Annotated in this window: 15 protein-coding genes and 3 pseudogenes; 5 read left to right on the plus strand and 13 right to left on the minus strand. The window is 55.7% G+C overall.

Translation table 11 applies throughout. The annotated features are described in order from the left end of the window. Positions 1-8: 8 nt before the first annotated feature. The 5 genes from tkt to RBB80_RS12755 all read right to left on the minus strand — a co-directional run bounded on the left by tkt (position 9) and on the right by RBB80_RS12755 (position 6,036). Positions 9-2,126 (minus strand): transketolase, encoded by a 2,118-nt coding sequence (gene tkt, locus RBB80_RS12735; protein ID WP_433968542.1) that lies wholly within the window; start codon positions 2,124-2,126, stop codon positions 9-11. Positions 2,127-2,234: 108 nt separating this feature from the next. Beyond that, entirely contained in the window at positions 2,235-4,607 is a 2,373-nt protein-coding gene (locus RBB80_RS12740) for a phosphoketolase family protein (RefSeq protein WP_433969651.1), read from the minus strand. A 753-nt stretch (positions 4,608-5,360) separates the two neighbouring features. Next, a complete protein-coding gene (locus tag RBB80_RS12745) occupies positions 5,361-5,693 on the minus strand; it encodes an enoyl-CoA hydratase-related protein (protein WP_433968543.1) in 333 nt (110 codons plus the stop codon). Positions 5,694-5,723: 30 nt separating this feature from the next. Then, positions 5,724-5,840, minus strand: a complete 117-nt coding sequence (locus RBB80_RS12750; protein ID WP_433968545.1) for a hypothetical protein — start codon at positions 5,838-5,840, stop codon at positions 5,724-5,726. Between the two features lie 46 nt (positions 5,841-5,886). After that, positions 5,887-6,036 carry a hypothetical protein gene (locus RBB80_RS12755; RefSeq protein WP_433968546.1) on the minus strand — a complete coding sequence of 50 codons (150 nt, stop codon included), beginning with the start codon at positions 6,034-6,036 and terminating at the stop codon, positions 5,887-5,889. A gap of 301 nt (positions 6,037-6,337) precedes the next feature. Here RBB80_RS12755 and RBB80_RS12760 point away from each other — a divergent pair, with 301 nt between their 5' ends. Further along, complete coding sequence (locus tag RBB80_RS12760) at positions 6,338-6,517, plus strand: hypothetical protein (protein ID WP_433968548.1); 180 nt, start codon at positions 6,338-6,340, stop codon at positions 6,515-6,517. A 58-nt stretch (positions 6,518-6,575) separates the two neighbouring features. Here RBB80_RS12760 and RBB80_RS12765 read toward each other — a convergent pair whose 3' ends face one another. Further along, complete coding sequence (locus tag RBB80_RS12765; RefSeq protein ID WP_433968549.1) at positions 6,576-7,202, minus strand: RNA polymerase sigma factor; 627 nt, start codon at positions 7,200-7,202, stop codon at positions 6,576-6,578. Between the two features lie 104 nt (positions 7,203-7,306). Continuing rightward, positions 7,307-8,512 carry a VTT domain-containing protein gene (locus tag RBB80_RS12770; protein WP_433968551.1) on the minus strand — a complete coding sequence of 402 codons (1,206 nt, stop codon included), beginning with the start codon at positions 8,510-8,512 and terminating at the stop codon, positions 7,307-7,309. Between the two features lie 678 nt (positions 8,513-9,190). Between RBB80_RS12770 and RBB80_RS12775 the strand changes: the two genes are divergently transcribed. Continuing rightward, positions 9,191-10,150, plus strand: coding sequence for an IS5 family transposase (locus RBB80_RS12775; protein WP_433964127.1), 960 nt, complete (start codon positions 9,191-9,193; stop codon positions 10,148-10,150). A gap of 236 nt (positions 10,151-10,386) precedes the next feature. Here the strand turns inward: RBB80_RS12775 and RBB80_RS12780 are convergent. After that, positions 10,387-10,850 (minus strand): annotated as a pseudogene (locus RBB80_RS12780) (hypothetical protein). Positions 10,851-10,933: 83 nt separating this feature from the next. Here RBB80_RS12780 and RBB80_RS12785 point away from each other — a divergent pair. Beyond that, positions 10,934-11,128, plus strand: a pseudogene (locus tag RBB80_RS12785) (thiamine pyrophosphate-dependent enzyme); the annotation flags it as partial. Positions 11,129-11,168: 40 nt separating this feature from the next. After that, positions 11,169-11,432, plus strand: a complete 264-nt coding sequence (locus RBB80_RS12790) for a thiamine pyrophosphate-dependent enzyme (RefSeq protein ID WP_433968552.1) — start codon at positions 11,169-11,171, stop codon at positions 11,430-11,432. Between the two features lie 135 nt (positions 11,433-11,567). On the opposite strand, the gene RBB80_RS12795 is transcribed toward RBB80_RS12790, so the two are convergent. The 3 genes and pseudogenes from RBB80_RS12795 to RBB80_RS12805 form a co-directional block, all read right to left on the minus strand. Further along, a protein-coding gene (locus RBB80_RS12795; protein WP_433968553.1) for an IS5 family transposase occupies positions 11,568-12,526 on the minus strand; the annotation gives its coding sequence in 2 pieces (ribosomal slippage) (positions 11,568-11,764 and positions 11,764-12,526; 960 coding nt in all). Between the two features lie 282 nt (positions 12,527-12,808). Beyond that, positions 12,809-13,182 (minus strand): annotated as a pseudogene (locus RBB80_RS12800) (transposase); the annotation flags it as partial. Positions 13,183-13,599: 417 nt separating this feature from the next. After that, entirely contained in the window at positions 13,600-13,773 is a 174-nt protein-coding gene (locus RBB80_RS12805) for a hypothetical protein (protein WP_433964656.1), read from the minus strand. Positions 13,774-14,777: 1,004 nt separating this feature from the next. Between RBB80_RS12805 and RBB80_RS12810 the strand changes: the two genes are divergently transcribed. Next, a complete protein-coding gene (locus RBB80_RS12810) occupies positions 14,778-14,855 on the plus strand; it encodes a hypothetical protein (protein ID WP_433969653.1) in 78 nt (25 codons plus the stop codon). 126 nt (positions 14,856-14,981) lie between these two features. On the opposite strand, the gene RBB80_RS12815 is transcribed toward RBB80_RS12810, so the two are convergent. Further along, positions 14,982-15,824: an endonuclease/exonuclease/phosphatase family protein gene (locus RBB80_RS12815; protein ID WP_433968554.1), complete on the minus strand. Its 843-nt coding sequence runs from the start codon at positions 15,822-15,824 to the stop codon at positions 14,982-14,984. Between the two features lie 93 nt (positions 15,825-15,917). Beyond that, positions 15,918-18,296: a lysylphosphatidylglycerol synthase domain-containing protein gene (locus RBB80_RS12820; RefSeq protein WP_433968556.1), complete on the minus strand. Its 2,379-nt coding sequence runs from the start codon at positions 18,294-18,296 to the stop codon at positions 15,918-15,920. Position 18,297: the final 1 nt, after the last annotated feature.

An 18,297-nucleotide genomic window follows, 5' to 3' on the forward strand; every position in this document is an offset into this window, starting at 1 on the left:
TACTCCCTTTAGTTGCGAGGTTTGTGCAGCGCAATCTGATCCTTCGCTGCTGTTACGAGGTGGTCCACGCTGAAGCCGAACTTCTTCAACAGTTGCTTGAGGGGCGCCGACGCTCCAAAGGTCTCAATACAAATGCTGCACCCCTCGGACCCGGTGTATTTGCTCCAGCCAAAATCTGACGCCACTTCCACTGATACTCGGGCTCGAACCTGCGGAGGTAGAACAGACTCGCAGTAATCCTTATCCTGATCGTCGAATAGCTCCCATGACGGCATACTGACCACTCGTGCCCGCACTCCCTCCTTAGTCAACTGCTCGTAAGCCTCAAGGCATAGCGCAACCTCGCTTCCGGTCGCGATGAAGATGACCACAGGCGAGCCGCCGGTGGCATCCGCCAGGACGTAAGCTCCGCGAGCCAGACCTGCGGCCGGGGCGTACTTTGTGCGATCGATCGTCGGCACCGCCTGGCGTGTGAGTACGAGCACGGCCGGCGCATGATGCAGTTGCAGGATCACCTTCCAGGCCTCGACTACCTCATTCGCATCGGCCGGCCGGATCAGGATTAGGCCAGGCATGGAGCGCATGTGCGCTAGCTGTTCAATGGGTTGATGAGTCGGGCCGTCCTCGCCAACTCCAATCGAGTCGTGAGTGAACACGAAAATAACCGGAAGCTCCATCAACGCGCTCAGCCGCATCGAGCCGCGCATGTAATCGACAAAGATGAAAAATCCCGAGCCGAAGGGCCTGACCTTTACCAGACTCAGTCCGTTCAGGATGGCTCCCATGGCATGTTCACGGATACCGAAGTGAAAATTACGTCCGGCATAGTTCTCCGCCGAGAAATCGCCCGCGCCCTCCTGCGTAATACGGGTCTTGGTAGATGGTCCGAGGTCCGCGGACCCTCCGATCAACCAGGGCATATTCTTGGCGATTGCGTTCAATGCCTGAGCCGAGGACTCACGCGTCGCCAGGCCTTTCGCGTCCGCGGGGAATTCCGGAAGGTCATGGTCCCAACCTTCAGGGAGCTGGCGGTGCTGCATGCGATAGAGTTCTTCGGCGAGTTCCGGGTACTGCTTCCGATATTCTGCGATTCGCGCGAACCAGGCGTCACGCAGCTGTTTCCCGCGCTTGCCGATGCCCTCACGGAAATGATCGTAAACGCCATCGGGCACGTAGAACTTCTTATCTTCTGGCCAGCCGTAGTTTCGCTTCGCGAGTCGGACCTCCTCCTCGCCCAGGGGTTCACCGTGTGCCCCGCTGGTATCCTGCTTGTGCGGCGCACCGTACCCGATATGGCTGTCCACGATGATCAGCGTCGGACGGTCTTTGCAATTCTGAAAGGTTCGGAATGCGCGCGCAAGCATCTCCAGATCGTTTGCGTCGCCAACCCGCGTGACATTCCATCCATATCCGATAAATCGCGTGGCCACGTCCTCGGTGAAGGCCAGGGAAGTGTTGCCTTCAATCGTGATGTGGTTGTTGTCATAGATCCAGCACAGATTCGAAAGTCGCAAATGTCCCGCAAGCGAGGCAGCCTCACTGGAGATGCCCTCCATCATGCATCCATCTCCGCATAGCGCGTAGACGTTGAAGTCGAAGAGATCCTCGAAACCGGGGCGGTTGTACCGCGCGGCCAGCCACTGCCGGCCGATCGCCATGCCGACGCTGGTGGACACGCCTTGGCCAAGCGGCCCTGTAGTAGTTTCCACGCCAGAGGTCCAGCGATACTCCGGATGTCCGGGGCAGCGGCTGTCCAACTGTCGAAACGCCTTGATGGCGTCCAGTGGCACCGACACCTCACCGAGAGTTTCGTAGTCTTTGCTGACTGCCCGGACCTCGGTCAAATGAAGCAGGGAGTAGAGCAGCATGGACGCATGCCCTATCGACAGCACGAAGCGATCGCGGTTCGGCCATACGGGATCTTGCGGATCGAACCGAAGGAATTGTTGCCAGAGACTGTAGGCAACCGGCGCTAATGCCATGGGAGTTCCAGGATGCCCCGAATTGGCCGCCTGCACACCATCCATGGAGAGCGTACGTATGGTATTGATACTAGTCTGTTCGATTGATGGCAGTGCCGGCAATGGCAGTGCAGGGGCAGTTAGGAGATCGCTTACTGGGCTCATTCAGGGGTCCTTTCGCGCTGGCATTCGCTAGCATGCCACTCTTTATAGGAAGCAGGCCATGGGGTGGCCGCCCTGCTATGAGACGGCCACCCCTCGCTCTCGTTCAGGTTAGGCTGACGGGTGCGGGAACCTCCATCCGGTAATCTCCGGGCTGTCGATGCCATGCTTGTACGCGTGGGCCCGGCATGCGATCTGATGGTTACGGAACTTCTCTTTCGCGTGCCCTCCGATCTTTTGCAGCTTGGGTACGCGATCGATGGCATCGATCGCCAGACTGAAGCGGTCTGTCTCGTTGTTCATCGCCAGCTCCATTGGAGTGTTGATGTTGCCTTTCTCCTTGTAACCACGAACATGGATCCCTTTGTTTTTGCGAGCGTAGGTGAGGCGGTGAATCAGGTATGGATACCCGTGGAAATTGAAGATGATCGGCTTGTCCTCTGTGAACAGGGAATCAAAGTCGGAATCCGTTAATCCGTGAGGGTGCTCCGTGCTCGGTTGCAGTTTGAACAGGTCGACAACGTTGATGAAGCGAATCTTCAGGTCAGGGAACTCCTCGCGTAGCAACACTGTTGCGGCAAGCGCTTCCTGTGTCGGAATATCGCCGGCCGAAGCGAATACGACATCTGGTTCTCCAGCTTGGTCATTACTCGCCCAGTCCCAGATTCCGATACCTTTCGTGCAGTGCTCAATCGCGGCATCCATGCTCAGATACTGAAGATGCAGCTGCTTGTCGGAAACGATCACATTGACATAGTTTTCGCTCCTGAGGCAATGGTTGGCGACCGACAACAGACAATTAGCGTCGGGCGGAAGGTAGATGCGAGTTACGGCGGCGCTCTTATTTAGAACAACGTCCAGGAACCCGGGATCCTGGTGGGTAAAACCGTTATGGTCCTGTCGCCATACTGTCGAAGTGATGAGGAGATTCAGCGAGGCGATATCTCGACGCCAGGACAGATGACTGCAGATCGAGAGCCACTTCGCGTGCTGGTTGAACATGGAGTCGATGACGTGGATGAACGCTTCATAGGAGGAAAAGAAGCCATTGCGCCCGGTAAGCAGGTAGCCTTCGAGCATGCCCTCCATCGTGTGTTCACTGAGCATCTCGATGACGCGTCCGTCGGTCGCCAATTCGCCCCCGTCCTTGTCTTCGGGAAAGGACTCGGCGATCCAGAATTTCTTGCTGACCTCGTATACCGCCTGCAGCTTGTTCGATGTTGTTTCGTCCGGACCGAATACGCGGAAGTTGTGCATGTTCAACTTCATCACGTCTCGCAAGAAGTTCCCCAGGGGCGGAACATTCTCGACCTCAATCGTTCCCGGCTGGTCGACTTTCACCGCGTAGTCGGCGAAATCAGGCAAGCGCAGGTTTCTCTTTAGGATGCCGCCGTTGGCGTGAGGATTGGCGCTCATGCGGCGGATCCCCTTGGGTGCCAGCTCCTTCAACTCCGCTATGAATTTGCCATTCTCGTCGAACAACTCTTCAGGCTTCTGCTCGCGCATCCAGGCCTCGAGCACTCGCAATTGCTCGGCGTTTTTCTTCACATCTGTCAGCGGGACCTGGTGGGCACGCCAAAAGCCCTCGAGCCTGTGACCGCCCACATCTTTCGGAGCGCCCCAACCCTTCGGGGAACGAAGCACAATCATTGGCCAGCGCGGCCGCGTTGCCACGCCGCTGCGTCGACATTCCTCTTGATGCGCACGGATCTCCTTGATGCAATGTTCGACGGTGGCCCCCATTGCCTGGTGCATGCTGTCAGGGTCTGAGCCCTCCACGAAATGGGGCGTCCAACCGTACCCTCGCATCAGTTCTTCCAACTCTTGGTGTGAAATTCGCGCCAGAAGAGTAGGGTTGTTGATTTTGTAGCCGTTCAAGTGGAGAATCGGCAGAACTGCGCCATCGCGAATGGGGTTCAGGAACTTGCTGATGTGCCACGAAGTTGCCAAGGGCCCCGTCTCCGACTCACCGTCTCCGACCACTGCCGCGACGATCAGCTCAGGGTTGTCGAATGCCGCGCCGCAGGCGTGAGAGAGCACATACCCCAATTCGCCCCCTTCGTGGATTGAACCCGGCGTCTCCGGCGTGCAGTGACTGCCGATACCGCCGGGAAACGAGAACTGCCTGAAGAAATCGCGGAGACCCAACACATCTTCGCTTTTGTCTGGATAGATCTCGGAGTATGTCCCTTCCAGATAACACGGGCCCAAAACCCCTGGCGCGCCATGCCCAGGTCCGGCCATGAAGATAACGTCCTGCTCAAGCTTCTTGATCAGCCGGTTCAGGTGGATGTAGATGAATGCGAGGCCAGGGCTCGATCCCCAATGGCCGAGCAGACGGTTCTTGATATGCTCCGGCTTCAGCGGCTCCTTCAAGAGAGGATTCTCCTGCAGATAGATCATCCCGAGCGCCAGATATTTGCATGCTCTCCAGTAAGCGTTGGTTTTCCTGAGTTCCTCCGAAGTCAGCGGCGATCCTTGAATCGTGGATCTTGCTCGTCCGTAAGCGCTTAGCGAGGGGTTGACGGTACGTCTACTTCTGCGGCAGGTGTCATTTCTTACGCTCCTTGTTTCCGACACGGACCTGGATTAATTTTTGTTTGGTCGTGCTGTGGATGTCTCTTGCTCCCTGCAGGTGGCGAAGCTGCTCGTTGAGGTGCACGGCAGAGACCATTCGTAAATCTTTGAAAGCAGGACTCAATCACCACCCGAGGACCGCCAAGACCGTGGCAAATGACAAGAGATTGGCTCAGGTGTCGTCCATTACGCTCATGTGTTCAGCGTCATAGGCGGAACGATCCGACGGTCTCGACTTTTGTATTCAATCGCGCAATCACCGGTCGTAAACGCAACATGTGCTTCCCGTAGAGGTAGTCGCCAAGCACATAGCTGGTGGCAAGCATGGCGGCGGCGCTGGCACGACCGAAAGCAATGTGTGGAGATTCACTCCCCTGTGTTTACGGATGCAGCCACTTAGACCTCCGAGCACATTGCCTCCATCCAGGTAGTGAAAGCTCGCGGTGGGAAGGCAGAGGCCTCGTGCCGGAGAAGGACTGGTGTACGCGAAGAGCGTCACGAAGGCTCCGGTTTCCAATGCAACCCGGGGAAATATCGACGTACTACTGACCGTTGCCTAGAAGCAGTGACGCCATAAGTCTACCCATGGCTGGCGCCTGACGCTTTGAGCAGCAAGCTGAAAGTATCTCCGAATCGTCGATTATTTGCAGCCTCCCGCGATCATTTGCCCTGGAAGACAGGCGCTCGTTTCTCAAAGAAAGCCTTGACGCCCTCTTTGAGGTCGTCGCTAAAGAATGCTGCTCGCCGTTCGCCTTGAATAAACTCGTACTCGTCGGCGCTCATGGGTGCGCCCCTGCTCAGGCTACTCAGCTCTGCCTTGACGACCGCAACCGCCAGAGGCGCGCGGCCGGCGATTGTCTGCACAATTTCCATCGTCGTTGACTCCAGTTTCTCTGGGCTCACGAGGCGATTGAGCAGCCCGAAGGGATAGGCATCTTCGGCGGAGAGTAGATTGCTCGTCAAGACCATTTCTTTAATGATGTGCAGGGGCAACGGTCCTAGGAATGCGACATCCCGGCCGTGTTAGGAGATCCGCAACTTGACAGGAGTATTGACGAAAGTTGTTTTGGGTGTACCGATGGCGAGGTCGCAAGTCACGGCCAGGTCACAGGCCGCGCCCCAGACACTGCTGTGAAGCATGGCGATCACCGGCACTTTGCAGTTCCGAACGCGATGAAGGGCTTGTTCAAATCCCCGTCGTCCAGGTCACCGCGTCATGGCCGTCGAGTGGTATCACGGGGATGTCGTGAAAGGCAGACCAGATCTTCGTGCTTGGATCCGCACCAATGATGAAGACGCGGACACGGGCCTGGAACTTAGATCGATTTGGGGCCATAGACGACGCCTATAACGCAGGTGATTGGCAAGCGTATAGTTCGCTTCTCGCCGAAACACTTTCGGGCTGGATGCCCGGTGATACAAAGCCCTAGGGGAAGGGTGAGCACGTGCGCGGCGCGAAAGAGTTTTGCGCAATCTCTTCCGACAATCGAGTTCACAACGATGACAATTACCAGTTGCCTGACGATTGGCAGACCCGGATCGCGTCACCAGCGAAGGAGGCTGCCGAGCCCTGGATTCTCTAGTCTCACAACCGTGAGACCGCCAACTCACCCGTGCTGGCAGGAAAACCAGATCCAGTGAAGGCTGGATTTCCGGGAAGCTCACAGATCGGCGTGCTTCAATGGCCCGAGCGTGCAGTGTATTTTCTGTGCGGACTCCTCCGTTATTCGTACCAGGAGACTACGCTTCTTCTCGGCATGAGCGATGCCAATGTCGATCAACTCTATAAATTCGCAGCAAAGCGTAAAACCTATTAGCGGAACTCTTTGCTTGATCAGTCCGTGAAGGAAACGCCGCTCAGCCCCGCCTCACAGGTCAGGCTTCGAATGAGTTTCGCCGCAGAGATTCGCGCAAAGCCATCCTTGCGCGCGACAGCCTCGATTTGGCGGCCGCTAACGAAATACCGAGAACCTGCGCCAGCTCCTTTACGCTGTATTCCTGTGTCTGCTGCAACTCCACCACATCTCGAAAGTCAGGCCGCAACCGCAGTATCGCGCTTCTGAGCTTCTCTTTCCTCTCAATCTGCACATAGCAACCCTCAGGATCGTCCCTAAGGTCCCGCAGCTCCCACCTGTCGCCGGCTTCGAATCCGTCGCGGGTAGCGTCAATCGAGATTTCGTAGGGACGCTTCTTCCGCAAAATCATGAGAGCCGAATTGATCGCGATTCTGGTGAGCCAAGATGCAAAGGTGGATCTGTTCTCGAATTTATTCAGATGAAGATAAGCCTTTAGAAAGGAATCCTGCAGAGCATCTTCTGCGTCTTCCCAATTCCTGGTGACCCGGTATATCGTCCGCAGGAGTTTAGTGGCGTGACGTCTCCTGAGTTCAACGAAAGCGGCGGTATCTCCAGATTTTGCAGCCAAAACCAACAGCTCGTCGTTTATCGCCTTCGAACCGCGATCGAGAGATACGTCACTGCCGGAATAGATAGGTGAGTTCATGTGAGTTGCCCCGATTTAGATTTCAAACTCGAAGACAGTTTTGTCAAAAGACATAGACTGATCATTTGAAGAATCAATACACCCCCGCACTGCAAACAGCAATGTCATTCCGGCTCACTCCCTTTGCTGAATGAGCTTGTTGCCGGGATATTGACGATTGCCCGAGAATCCTCTTCTTGATGGCAATGTTGTAAGAACGGGAGGCGCGTATCTGTGTCGCTTGCGGTCCCATCTTGTGCCCGCTCCAGGAGCCGATTGGGATTCGCAATGCTCATATTTAGGCCCTGGGCACTAATCGCTGGTGAATAACGAATGATCTCACGCAGTACAAAGGCTGCTTGTTCCGATGCTGCCAACACTTGAACATCGCGTGTAATTGGGTAACCGCAGTCGCGCCAGGCTCGAAGACCTCCAGCAAGCGGCCGAACGCGTTCAAACCCCCGTCGGTGAAGCGCGAGGGCCACCCGAGCACTACGGCGTTCTCCCAAAGTGGCGCAATAAAGGATCACCTCTCGATTTACCGGCAGATCGATATCCTGATACTCCCTCTTATAATGACCGAGCAGACGAGGGTCGATTCTGATTGAACCGGGAATACCCATCAGACCTTGACAGTGTTTTTTGCCTCCTTGTAAGTCGAGGAGCAGAACATCTTCACCTGCGATCAGCTTTGACTTGAGTTGATCTGGCGTGATCCGGGCGAGCCTAAATTCACTGAGAAAGCGATGAAGGAAAACCAGTTTGCGGACGATGAGCACGCAAAGGCCTGCAACTCCCGCTAAGACCATCATCTTTCCAATCTTCGCGGAGTACTTTGCAATGCTGTCCAACTGGTTACTGAAAGCGTACCCAAGGGATGCGTAAGCACACGCCCAAAGAATTGCTCCGAGGGCATCGAAGATCAGAAACCTGGGAAGACTAATTCCGGAGATCCCCGACATGGGGGCGGCGATTGCATCCACACCTAAGATGAACTTGGATACCAACAGAGATTTCACTCCATACCGGCCGAAGGTCGCAGTAAGCTTGTCCACGCGTGGCTCCGAACCGTGCGTAGCGCCAAGAATGAAATGGAGTATGCTGCTGCCCCATCTCTGGCCAGCTTTGTACCACGCCAAATCTGCCAATAGAAACGCGGTGACTGAGAACACGACGACACTGAGCAAGCTCAATCGCCCCAGCCCGGCAAGCGCACCCGCGGCAACCAGTAGCAGGTTCGCAGGTACTGGCAAACAGGCTTGCCTGCCAAGCACGGAAGCAAAGAGCAGCCAGTACCCGTGTTTAGCGAGAACCTCAAGCATTTCAGTCATAGATACATCCCTTCGGTTCTCGCAAATCAGGTTCAATCGCACGAATGGTTTTGAAAACATCTATCGCGTGCTGCTGTGATTTTGATCGGAGTCGTGCCTAGGAAGTTCCGGTCAGGCAGTTGGCCATCTATCTCAAGGCTCCGCAGGTCAGGCCCCCGTGCCAGTAGGTGAAGGGATATGGCGATGAAGGCGATCACCAAAACCTGCCAATCAAGCGTCATGCATCCCTCCGTTTCCAGTCACTCACCATTGCCCTAATGCAAAGCAAAGGCCGTTTGTAAATGATTGAAATGAAAGTCGGTCACCGCTTGGAGGCTGACAGTCGACTAACAGATGCTCAACTACTGGCGTCGCTTCCTCTCATCATGGCGCCTCTGTGGATGTTTCCATAAGCCAACGCTGGTGGCAGTCGACTTATCAATTGAACATCGGCTTACGAATGCTGCAGGCTGAAATAGAGATCAAGAACACGATAAACTCGTGCACGTTGGCTTTCATTAGATCCTCACAATGAGATGGGGATCAATGACGTGCTCCGATGCTGATCGTAGCAAAGCACAGTAAGCATCGAAATTACATGTTTCTGGTATGGGTGATCGGGCATGCCCTAAGGAGAGTCTGCACAAGTTCTGCATCGCTTGCCTGATTGATTAATCTGATAGCTGCGAGGAGATTGCGATGAAGCAGCAGAGTCTGTCGAGTCAGGGTGTGTTTGAGAAGTACGGGCGGAAGAGTCGGCGGGAGTTGTTTCTGGACGAGATGGAGCAGGTGGTTCCATGGTCTGCGCTGGAAGCCCTGGTACGACCGCACTATGCGAAGGCGGGCAAGGGACGGCAGCCGGTAGGGTTGGCGATCATGCTGCGGACTTACTTTGTGCAGCAGTGGTTCAATCTGTCGGACCCTGGGGTGGAAGAGGCGTTGTACGAGTCTGCGGCGCTGCGGCGGTTCGTTGGCGTGGACCTTGGGATTGCGCCTGCGCCGGATGAGACGACCATCCTGCGGTTCCGTCATCTGCTGGAGAGGCACGAGCTGGGCGGGTTGATGCTGGATGCGGTGAACGTGCATCTGGATGCCAGGGGCATCCGGATCGCGACGGGCACGATTGTCGATGCGACCATCCTGCATGCGCCTTCGTCGACCCAGAACGCGAGTGGCGAGCGCGACCCGGCGATGCACCAGACCAGGAAGGGCAACCAGTGGTACTTCGGCCTGAAGGCGCATATCGGCGTGGACGCGAGGGAGGGCATCGTCCACTCTGTGGCGACGAGCGCAGCCAGCGTGGCGGACTGCCACATGTTACCGGAACTGCTGCACGGCCAAGAGCGTAAGGTGTGGGGCGACGGCGGCTATCAGGGCCAGACCGACGCCATCCAAGAGGCCGCTCCGAAGGCACAGGACATGACCTGCAAGCGGACGAAGTTCAAAAACTATGTCGACGAGTTACAGAAAAAGAAGAACCGGAGTAAGTCGAGGGTGCGGGCCAAGGTAGAACATCCGTTCCGGATCCTGAAGCGCATCTTCGGCTTCGACAAAGTGAGATACAGAGGCATCGCGAAGAACCATCACCGCCTGTGCGCGAACTTCGCGCTGGTGAACCTGTACCTGCACCGCAAACGTCTGGCAGTCCTTGGGCAGTAGTGCGCCTGGAAGCCCCGGAAAACGGGCGGATGCGCGTTCCAATTAGCCCTCCAACAGCATCAAACCAACCAAAACCCGCGCATCTTCCATGCCCACTCCCTGACCCCAGAAAGTCAGACGCCTACGCAGAGGTTCCCTAAGTCGATTTACGAGATAGGTTCTAGTCAGCGTGTGCTTGTACGCCAATTACATAAGCTTGTATGCCCATGATCTCGTTTCTAGCAGATTCCGCTTGCTTATGAAAACAACATAGGCATGTAGTAACCCGATATGCCTTCAAGAGGCGAGCTGGCCGTTGCGTACAATCGCTTCGGCATCCGCCCTGAAATATGGGCCAGTCGGCCAGCAATCACGGCATGTTTCATCGCGTGTGCCGTTGATACCGGATCGTGGGCAGCAGCGATCGCTGTGTTCATCAGTACGGCATCAAATCCAATTTCCATAGCTAGTGTTGCATCCGAGGCAGTACCTCCCCCGCATCGACGATCAGTGGCACTTGATCAATCATTTCCCTCACGATTCGAAGGCTCGTGCAATTTTGAAGACCAAGCCCGCTACCAATGGGAGCTCCGAGCGGCATGATTGCTGCCGTCCCCACGTCGATGAGCCGCTTGGCGAAGACGATGTCGTCAGAGGTATACGGAAGAAACCGTGAAACCGGCCTTAACCAGAGTTCGGTCGCTCGTAAGGTTTCTGCCACATCAGGTGGAGTGTCCTTCTGTCTCCGATCACTTCCACTTTTACCCAACCTGACATCCCGACTTCGCTTACGAGTTGGGCTGTATGGGCTCCTTCCATCTTTGGATCGCGCATTTTCTCTTCAGCTTCCGAGCGCGGCAGATCCTGACCAGCAATGGCCAACAGACGTTGGCGTCGCACTTCCGTGGGATTGCATCGTGCCTGGTAAGACCAAACGAAAAGACGCTGTCCATCTCGGGCGATGGCGGGTTCCTGTCTTCCGCCATGGAGCTCGAAACCGCAGTGAGGTTGAAACTAAACCTCGTGCATATGGTCTGGATTGACGGCACCTACGATATGCGTAGCCGTTCAGGAACAGCCGAAATACAAACGCACGTCAGGAGTGGACCTTGGGCCCGTCGATGTTGTGAAGTATGCCGAAGGTTTTGGAACAGTCGGGTTCATGGTCGACCCACCCGATCAATTCGGGTCAACGCTCAAAAAAGCATTTGAGATCCCTGGCCCCGTTCTGATTGGGATTCGCGTAGACTATCGCGACAATCACAAGCTATTCGAGAAGGTGCATGAGCACCTTCTGAACTAGGGAACCTCTGCGTAGGCGTCTGACTTTCTGGGGTCAGGAGTGGGCATGGAAGATGCGCGGGTTTTGGTTGGTTTGATGCTGTTGGAGGGCTAATTGGAACGCGCATCCGCCCGTTTTCCGGGGCTTCCAGGCGCACTACTGCCCAAGGACTGCCAGACGTTTGCGGTGCAGGTACAGGTTCACCAGCGCGAAGTTCGCGCACAGGCGGTGATGGTTCTTCGCGATGCCTCTGTATCTCACTTTGTCGAAGCCGAAGATGCGCTTCAGGATCCGGAACGGATGTTCTACCTTGGCCCGCACCCTCGACTTACTCCGGTTCTTCTTTTCTGTAACTCGTCGACATAGTTTTTGAACTTCGTCCGCTTGCAGGTCATGTCCTGTGCCTTCGGAGCGGCCTCTTGGATGGCGTCGGTCTGGCCCTGATAGCCGCCGTCGCCCCACACCTTACGCTCTTGGCCGTGCAGCAGTTCCGGTAACATGTGGCAGTCCGCCACGCTGGCTGCGCTCGTCGCCACAGAGTGGACGATGCCCTCCCTCGCGTCCACGCCGATATGCGCCTTCAGGCCGAAGTACCACTGGTTGCCCTTCCTGGTCTGGTGCATCGCCGGGTCGCGCTCGCCACTCGCGTTCTGGGTCGACGAAGGCGCATGCAGGATGGTCGCATCGACAATCGTGCCCGTCGCGATCCGGATGCCCCTGGCATCCAGATGCACGTTCACCGCATCCAGCATCAACCCGCCCAGCTCGTGCCTCTCCAGCAGATGACGGAACCGCAGGATGGTCGTCTCATCCGGCGCAGGCGCAATCCCAAGGTCCACGCCAACGAACCGCCGCAGCGCCGCAGACTCGTACAACGCCTCTTCCACCCCAGGGTCCGACAGATTGAACCACTGCTGCACAAAGTAAGTCCGCAGCATGATCGCCAACCCTACCGGCTGCCGTCCCTTGCCCGCCTTCGCATAGTGCGGTCGTACCAGGGCTTCCAGCGCAGACCATGGAACCACCTGCTCCATCTCGTCCAGAAACAACTCCCGCCGACTCTTCCGCCCGTACTTCTCAAACACACCCTGACTCGACAGACTCTGCTGCTTCATCGCAATCTCCTCGCAGCTATCAGATTAATCAATCAGGCAAGCGATGCAGAACTTGTGCAGACTCTCCCTAGACGGTATGCTTCCACAAAGGCCAACGTTACCTCGTTGAGGGCCACCCTTTTGGCTGAGTCGTCCTCACAATCTGACAGGTTCCGAGAGGAGGAATACGGACCCAGCCCCGCCGCGAACACCACGTGTTGGCGAACTCTCGACACTTCGAGGACATTGCTTGTGCCATATCAATGGAGCTTCGTCCTCGCGCTGTGTCAGCTGATAGTGTTACGTGCCGCGTGGCTGGTTCACCAATCGGCAGGCGGCCGCTCGCTCATGCCTCGTTCCTGCGCATGATCCATTGCATAGCGCCGTCGTTCAGGACTCAGAAATTTCCCGAGGCGATGTCCTTCAGCACCAGCCTCTCCAGGCTCAGCTGACTCACCCACCTCTCAGCTTCGCGTTCTCCTGCTCTAGTTCCCTCAGCCGCCGCGCCTGGTCCGCCTGCAAGCCACCGTACTCTTTCGGCCATCGATAATACGTTTGCTCGGTGATCCCATTTTCCCGGCAGGCTACCGGAGTTGCCTTGCCGTTTGCAACCGCACCTCGATCTGCCGCAACAAGCTCACGATCTGCTCCGGTGTATGCTTCTTTCCCTTCGCCATGTTCAGCTCTTTTTTGTACAGTTTCTCTCACGAGAGCTGCTACAAAAAAGGCCGGGCACTCCAGTCTCCCGATTGTATTCAATGACGGTATCGATGACGGCCTGGATTGCCTGTTCAAAGGTCACCTCGCAGGATGAGCTTTCCAGGCCCGATAATGCCTTGCGGAGGATTCTTTCGGGGGATAGATGGCAACGCAAAAGCATCTCAGCAACGATAACGAGATCTGCGTGATTGTCGTCGAAGAATGTTCTCCACATCTCTTCTTGTTCTGTGCTGAGGTCCGTAGTTGTCATGAGAATGCCTTTTATGAAAACTGGGGTGTAGCAATACTGCTCCCGCGAGGTTGGCAGTTGCCATCCCGCCTCTTTTGATTCTCGTCGCGCGGCGGCGGGCTCTGGTAATCTGCCCTCGCAAACCTCACGAATCGTAGTGTGAGCCTTCCAGTGCCGACGCCGTCTTGGTCAGGATCTGTTCGGGAGAAAATTGGCAACGCAATAGCATCTCAACCGCGAGTGTGAGGGTGGTTCGCTGTTCGAAGACCAATATTCTCCACATGTCTTGCTGATTGATTTCAAGCTCGGTGCGTGTCATATGCTTGTCCTCCTAGTGCATGGTCTGGCAGCTATAGATGAAGTCAGCCTTGCCTTTGCAGCGAAACTAGTCCTTCTTGGAATTCCGGCCGCCGGAGTAATCCTTCCAGCTGCTACACCTGGAGCGGACTCTTTACCTGTAAAGCCCGTCCTTCATATATAGCGCGACGCATAGCCCAGCCTAAGTGGCGCGCTATATATGAAGCCGGCCAAGTAAACCCCCGCCAACAACGGCAATGTCCGGCCGAGTTACGGATAAACCTCACCGGCGCACGCACACCAAATTGGACCAATATTTCGGATATCCTTCTGCACTTCTTGCCGCAATCGCCACGGATATCCTCGGTAATCCTCATCGCTTAAAGCTCGAGGTCTATTTTGAGAGTCCGACGGAGTCCTCGATCCATTCAGCCATCCAATAGCACGATCCTAGCAATCCCCGCCGCCACAAACAATTACATCTTCCTTGTAGTCGCGAGCTGCACGCACGTGGGCTAACGATGGTCTTCTTCTGTTGCATCGATTTAAATGAAGTCGTAATCTACACCTTTCCGAACGCCACACTTCGACCTAAATGGAAAAGTTGCAGGTGTGGTTCAGCGCGCTATGAGCTGCATCCTGCACGAATGCGCTGTTAGCAATGGACCTGGGTCTGCGGGTGATAAATCCGCAGGACGCCTTTACCGCAACATGTAATTTATCTCGCTCCCCAGCGTGCTAGTATCGCCGGGCCACTGCACCTTGCTCGGAGGCGCAATCGTTGCGAAGACCATGGATATTACAAACGACTACAAGGAGCGATTTTGAAAGTTCAACTATACGAAACCAACGGAGAAATGAATATGGGTCAAAATAACGGAACATGAAGCGTAGCGAAAAAGGACTTCTCACGCCAGGCAACTGCGTCGTAGCGCTGATCGTCACCAACCGCAAATGCTGTTCCGAACGAGTAACTTTGATCGACAGGCGACCATGTAGGCGATCCACGATGGCTACGAGGTTTACGTGGGCGAAGACTGCTGCGGCGACCTTAGCCGACTCGCACACGACAATGCGATGCGTCGTGTGTCCAGGCGGGAGTAAAACCGGTGACGGCCCTCTCTGTGACCCTGGAATGGCAGCGCGACTGGGCAAACCGGGATACCTGCGACGCCGTGAGGAGCACTGCCTAAATGCCTGAACTCGCCTTCTTTGACTTAAAATCTCGCGCTACATGAAAGCGAGTCTCACTGACAGTGGGTAGTGGTCGGAAGCTGAAACCGAGTTGTGAATGCGCAGGGGTGCAACTCGAAATGATCCGCGGACGAATATCCAGTCGATGGGCCGACCCCTATCGATGAGCGAATGCGGAGGTGTCGTTCGCACCGGATCCTTCGCTGCAGTACTGAGAAACTGTGCTTGCCTTATCGCGTTGGCCGCCGCAACACTTCGCGAAACGTCGAGATTGAGGTCGCCGGCAAGGAGTTTCGGTGTCGTGGAACTGCAGCGCAGCACATCGTCCAGGCACTCATTGAGTTGGGAACAGCGCAAAGCATCGTCGCCACGACTCTCAAGATGTAAGTTGTAAGTTACTAGTGTCCGTCCACCGATGCTCACCTCGGACACTAAGGCAATCCGTCCACCAATTCTCTCTTGAAACACCTCAATGTCCGGAAGGAACCAGCGTGGACGCCAGAAGCTTGACTGTCGGCGAAATTTGAGGATGCGGGGATTTGACAATGGCCACGGAGAGAGTGTGGCCTGCCCGTGAAAGGCCGGCGAAGTCCGCGAGCCCTGAGTCAGTTCCTGGAACTCGCGTCCAAAAATATAGTTCAGCTGCAGCTTCTGCGAAAGCTCTCGCGCAACATTGAGTCGATGAGTTCGCCTTGCATTGAGATCCACCTCCTGCAGAAGAATCAGATCCGCGTTCGTCGTGGCCAGGAAGTCTATGATGCCTCCCAGTTGAAGCCCGCGATCGATATTCCAGTCGATTACCTGGATTGGGCTCCCAGGCCTGAACAGCCGGCCTGTTGGCGCAAAGTTGCCGACTTCGATCTCCTGGTTGGAACTCATATCCTTGGATAACCAAAAAGTTCGAAACCTACGTGATGACCCCTCAAAAGCTGTTCATCTTCGAAATTCATACAACCTTAGGGCCTTTCACGCTCAGGCAGAATTCTCAGAAGGAACGGCAGCAGTTTTTCTTATCGGAGATCTTCTGGTAAACGCAAAGGCACAATACGAGTACAGGGATATCAACCAAACCACATTAGCGCCAATCGCCGCCAAAAAGAAAACTACTTTCGTGATGTTGAAGACAGCGAAGAACAGGAGAACATAAGGCATGAAACAGCGCCGGACAATGAACTCGGTATATCGACCGAAGTACAGAATAGGATTCGATCGCCTGCCTTCCGCTTTCGCCTGCCAGATTCTCAGATACTGCTCGGGACGTCCCGTAGCGAGACGATGTCTGCCAAGCCCAGTGACCAGAAAGCTCATGACAGCTCCACAGAGAAGCAGGATTCCCCAAGTAAGATACATGCTCTCATCCGAAGTCCGTATAAGTCCTATCGCCATCCCCGCGAAGATAAGCAAGTAATACAGATAGTCGCACACTGTTTCCAACCAGCAACCAAAATCCGATTCCAGAAGCTTTAGCCGAGCAACCTCTCCATCGCAGCCATCGAGAATGCTCGCCCAGACTGACAGCACCGCTCCTGCCAGCACGTTCCAGTAACCACCGCACGCGAAGAATGCGCCAGAGGCAACGCCAACTCCAAGAGTAAACATGCTGACCATGTTCGGTGTGATCGGAAACTTTATGAGTTGCCGGCTGATCGGCACAGAGATTCTGCGATTCATCCGCGCGAAGATCCCGTCTGTGGGCTTCACCAGCCAGCGGTCCAACTTCGCTTCTGCGGCGGCGCGATCTTCCAGAGTGAGCACTCGCTGCCACAAACTCCCGTCTACCGGTTTGCACTCGGCCGAGTGAGTTGAAATCAGCCAGGCGTGGAGTTGGTCAAGGCTGCAGACTTCCGATGGGCAGTGCTTCGCCGCAGCCAACGCCATATCGGCAGAGAGCGCGTAAATGCCAATAGGCTGGTCGTTGGCGGTCAGAGCCAAGGCGTCGCTGTTCTTACTCCATTCTTTCGCCTGCCGGAACAGCGCCGGATGATAAACGCTGTTTCCCTCTACTAACATCATCTGATCGTCGCCGGATTCGGATGCAATCTGTTTCAACAGTCGAGACAACGGCGTATCCGAACGCGCTTTGAGCCACCCTACGGAGTAGGGAAGACGCCCTGTGCCCATCAGTTCGGACTCCACATGTGATCTCGTGGTGGGATCCACGCACACTATGATTCGACTTCCAACAGACTTTTGTACTGAAAGGATGTTTCGAAGCGGGACAGGAAGTTCGCCGACCCGCATGAGCGGTGATCCGGCTTCACCTGCTCCACGAAAGGCGTTGGCAACGATGATGGTCGTGAACCTGGGGTTGGCTTCCTCCCCGTCGACCCTGGATTGCGGCGTTTTCGCCACGCCTTTGGAACTCTCGCCTGAGTTGCCATGGGCTTTCGATTTGGATAAAAGGAATAGGCAGAGTCCTCCAACAGCGGCCCAGAAGATTGCCCGCAGCCGTCTGGCGACTGCTACCGACAGCCCTACAGCGCCGGTAAGCCCAAGCATCTTTGCGATAATCATGTTTCCGCCCTCATAAGAACCCACGTTCGCCGGATTGAATACCCCGACGGCATTGACGAGCTTGGTAAGAGCCTCAAATGCGAGAGCGCCGAAGAACGCGATTTTGACTCCCATCAGCCATAGAACCAGATACACCTCCAACACTGCCATGCCATGGCATACCAAATTGAGGGCGAGGCTGGCCCAGAATAGGCCGGGCGTGTAGCGATGGAAATCGAAGAGCTTCTTTTCGACCGAGTAGACCAGCGGCAGTTTTGTTTCCAGTCGGTGGCGCAGAAAGGCCAATCGGCAAAATACCCGCGCGGATCGCGACACAAAGCGCCAGCGATTCAGCATTGCTAGTGCAACGACAGAGAGCAGGCCGAACAATGTCACGGCAAACAGGACTGCGTACAAGCGGAGCGCATGGGGGAGCGAGATTACGAGAAGTGCGGCTACAGTCCCCACTAAGCTAACTATCGCGCCGGAGGCGATGAACATTGCACGATCGAGCGTCACTGACGATATACGGCTGTCGATGGGAATCTTAGAGCCGAGGGCAGAGACTCGCAGCCCTTCTCCGAACATCAGCCCAAGGGCTCCGGCCTGGCCCGGGGCTTCCGACGCCAGTCGAAGCTGGAGCATGCGTGTAAATGAAACCCCGCCTCTGCCGCCTGTGAGAGTTAGTCGCCAGGCCCAGGTTTTCACAAGATGCGCAACTCCGCCCAAGGCTACGATCAGGGCAAGTCCCCACCCTAGCGTGGAGATATTCTCCAGGAGACTGCCCGGTCCGACTCGCCAGATCAAGCAGGCCAGAAGCGCAATGCCGGAAATAGCCGTGGCGGCGCGAAAAGCCATT

Source organism: Tunturiibacter gelidiferens, from assembly GCF_051013345.1.
Lineage (GTDB): Bacteria > Acidobacteriota > Terriglobia > Terriglobales > Acidobacteriaceae > Edaphobacter > Edaphobacter gelidiferens_A.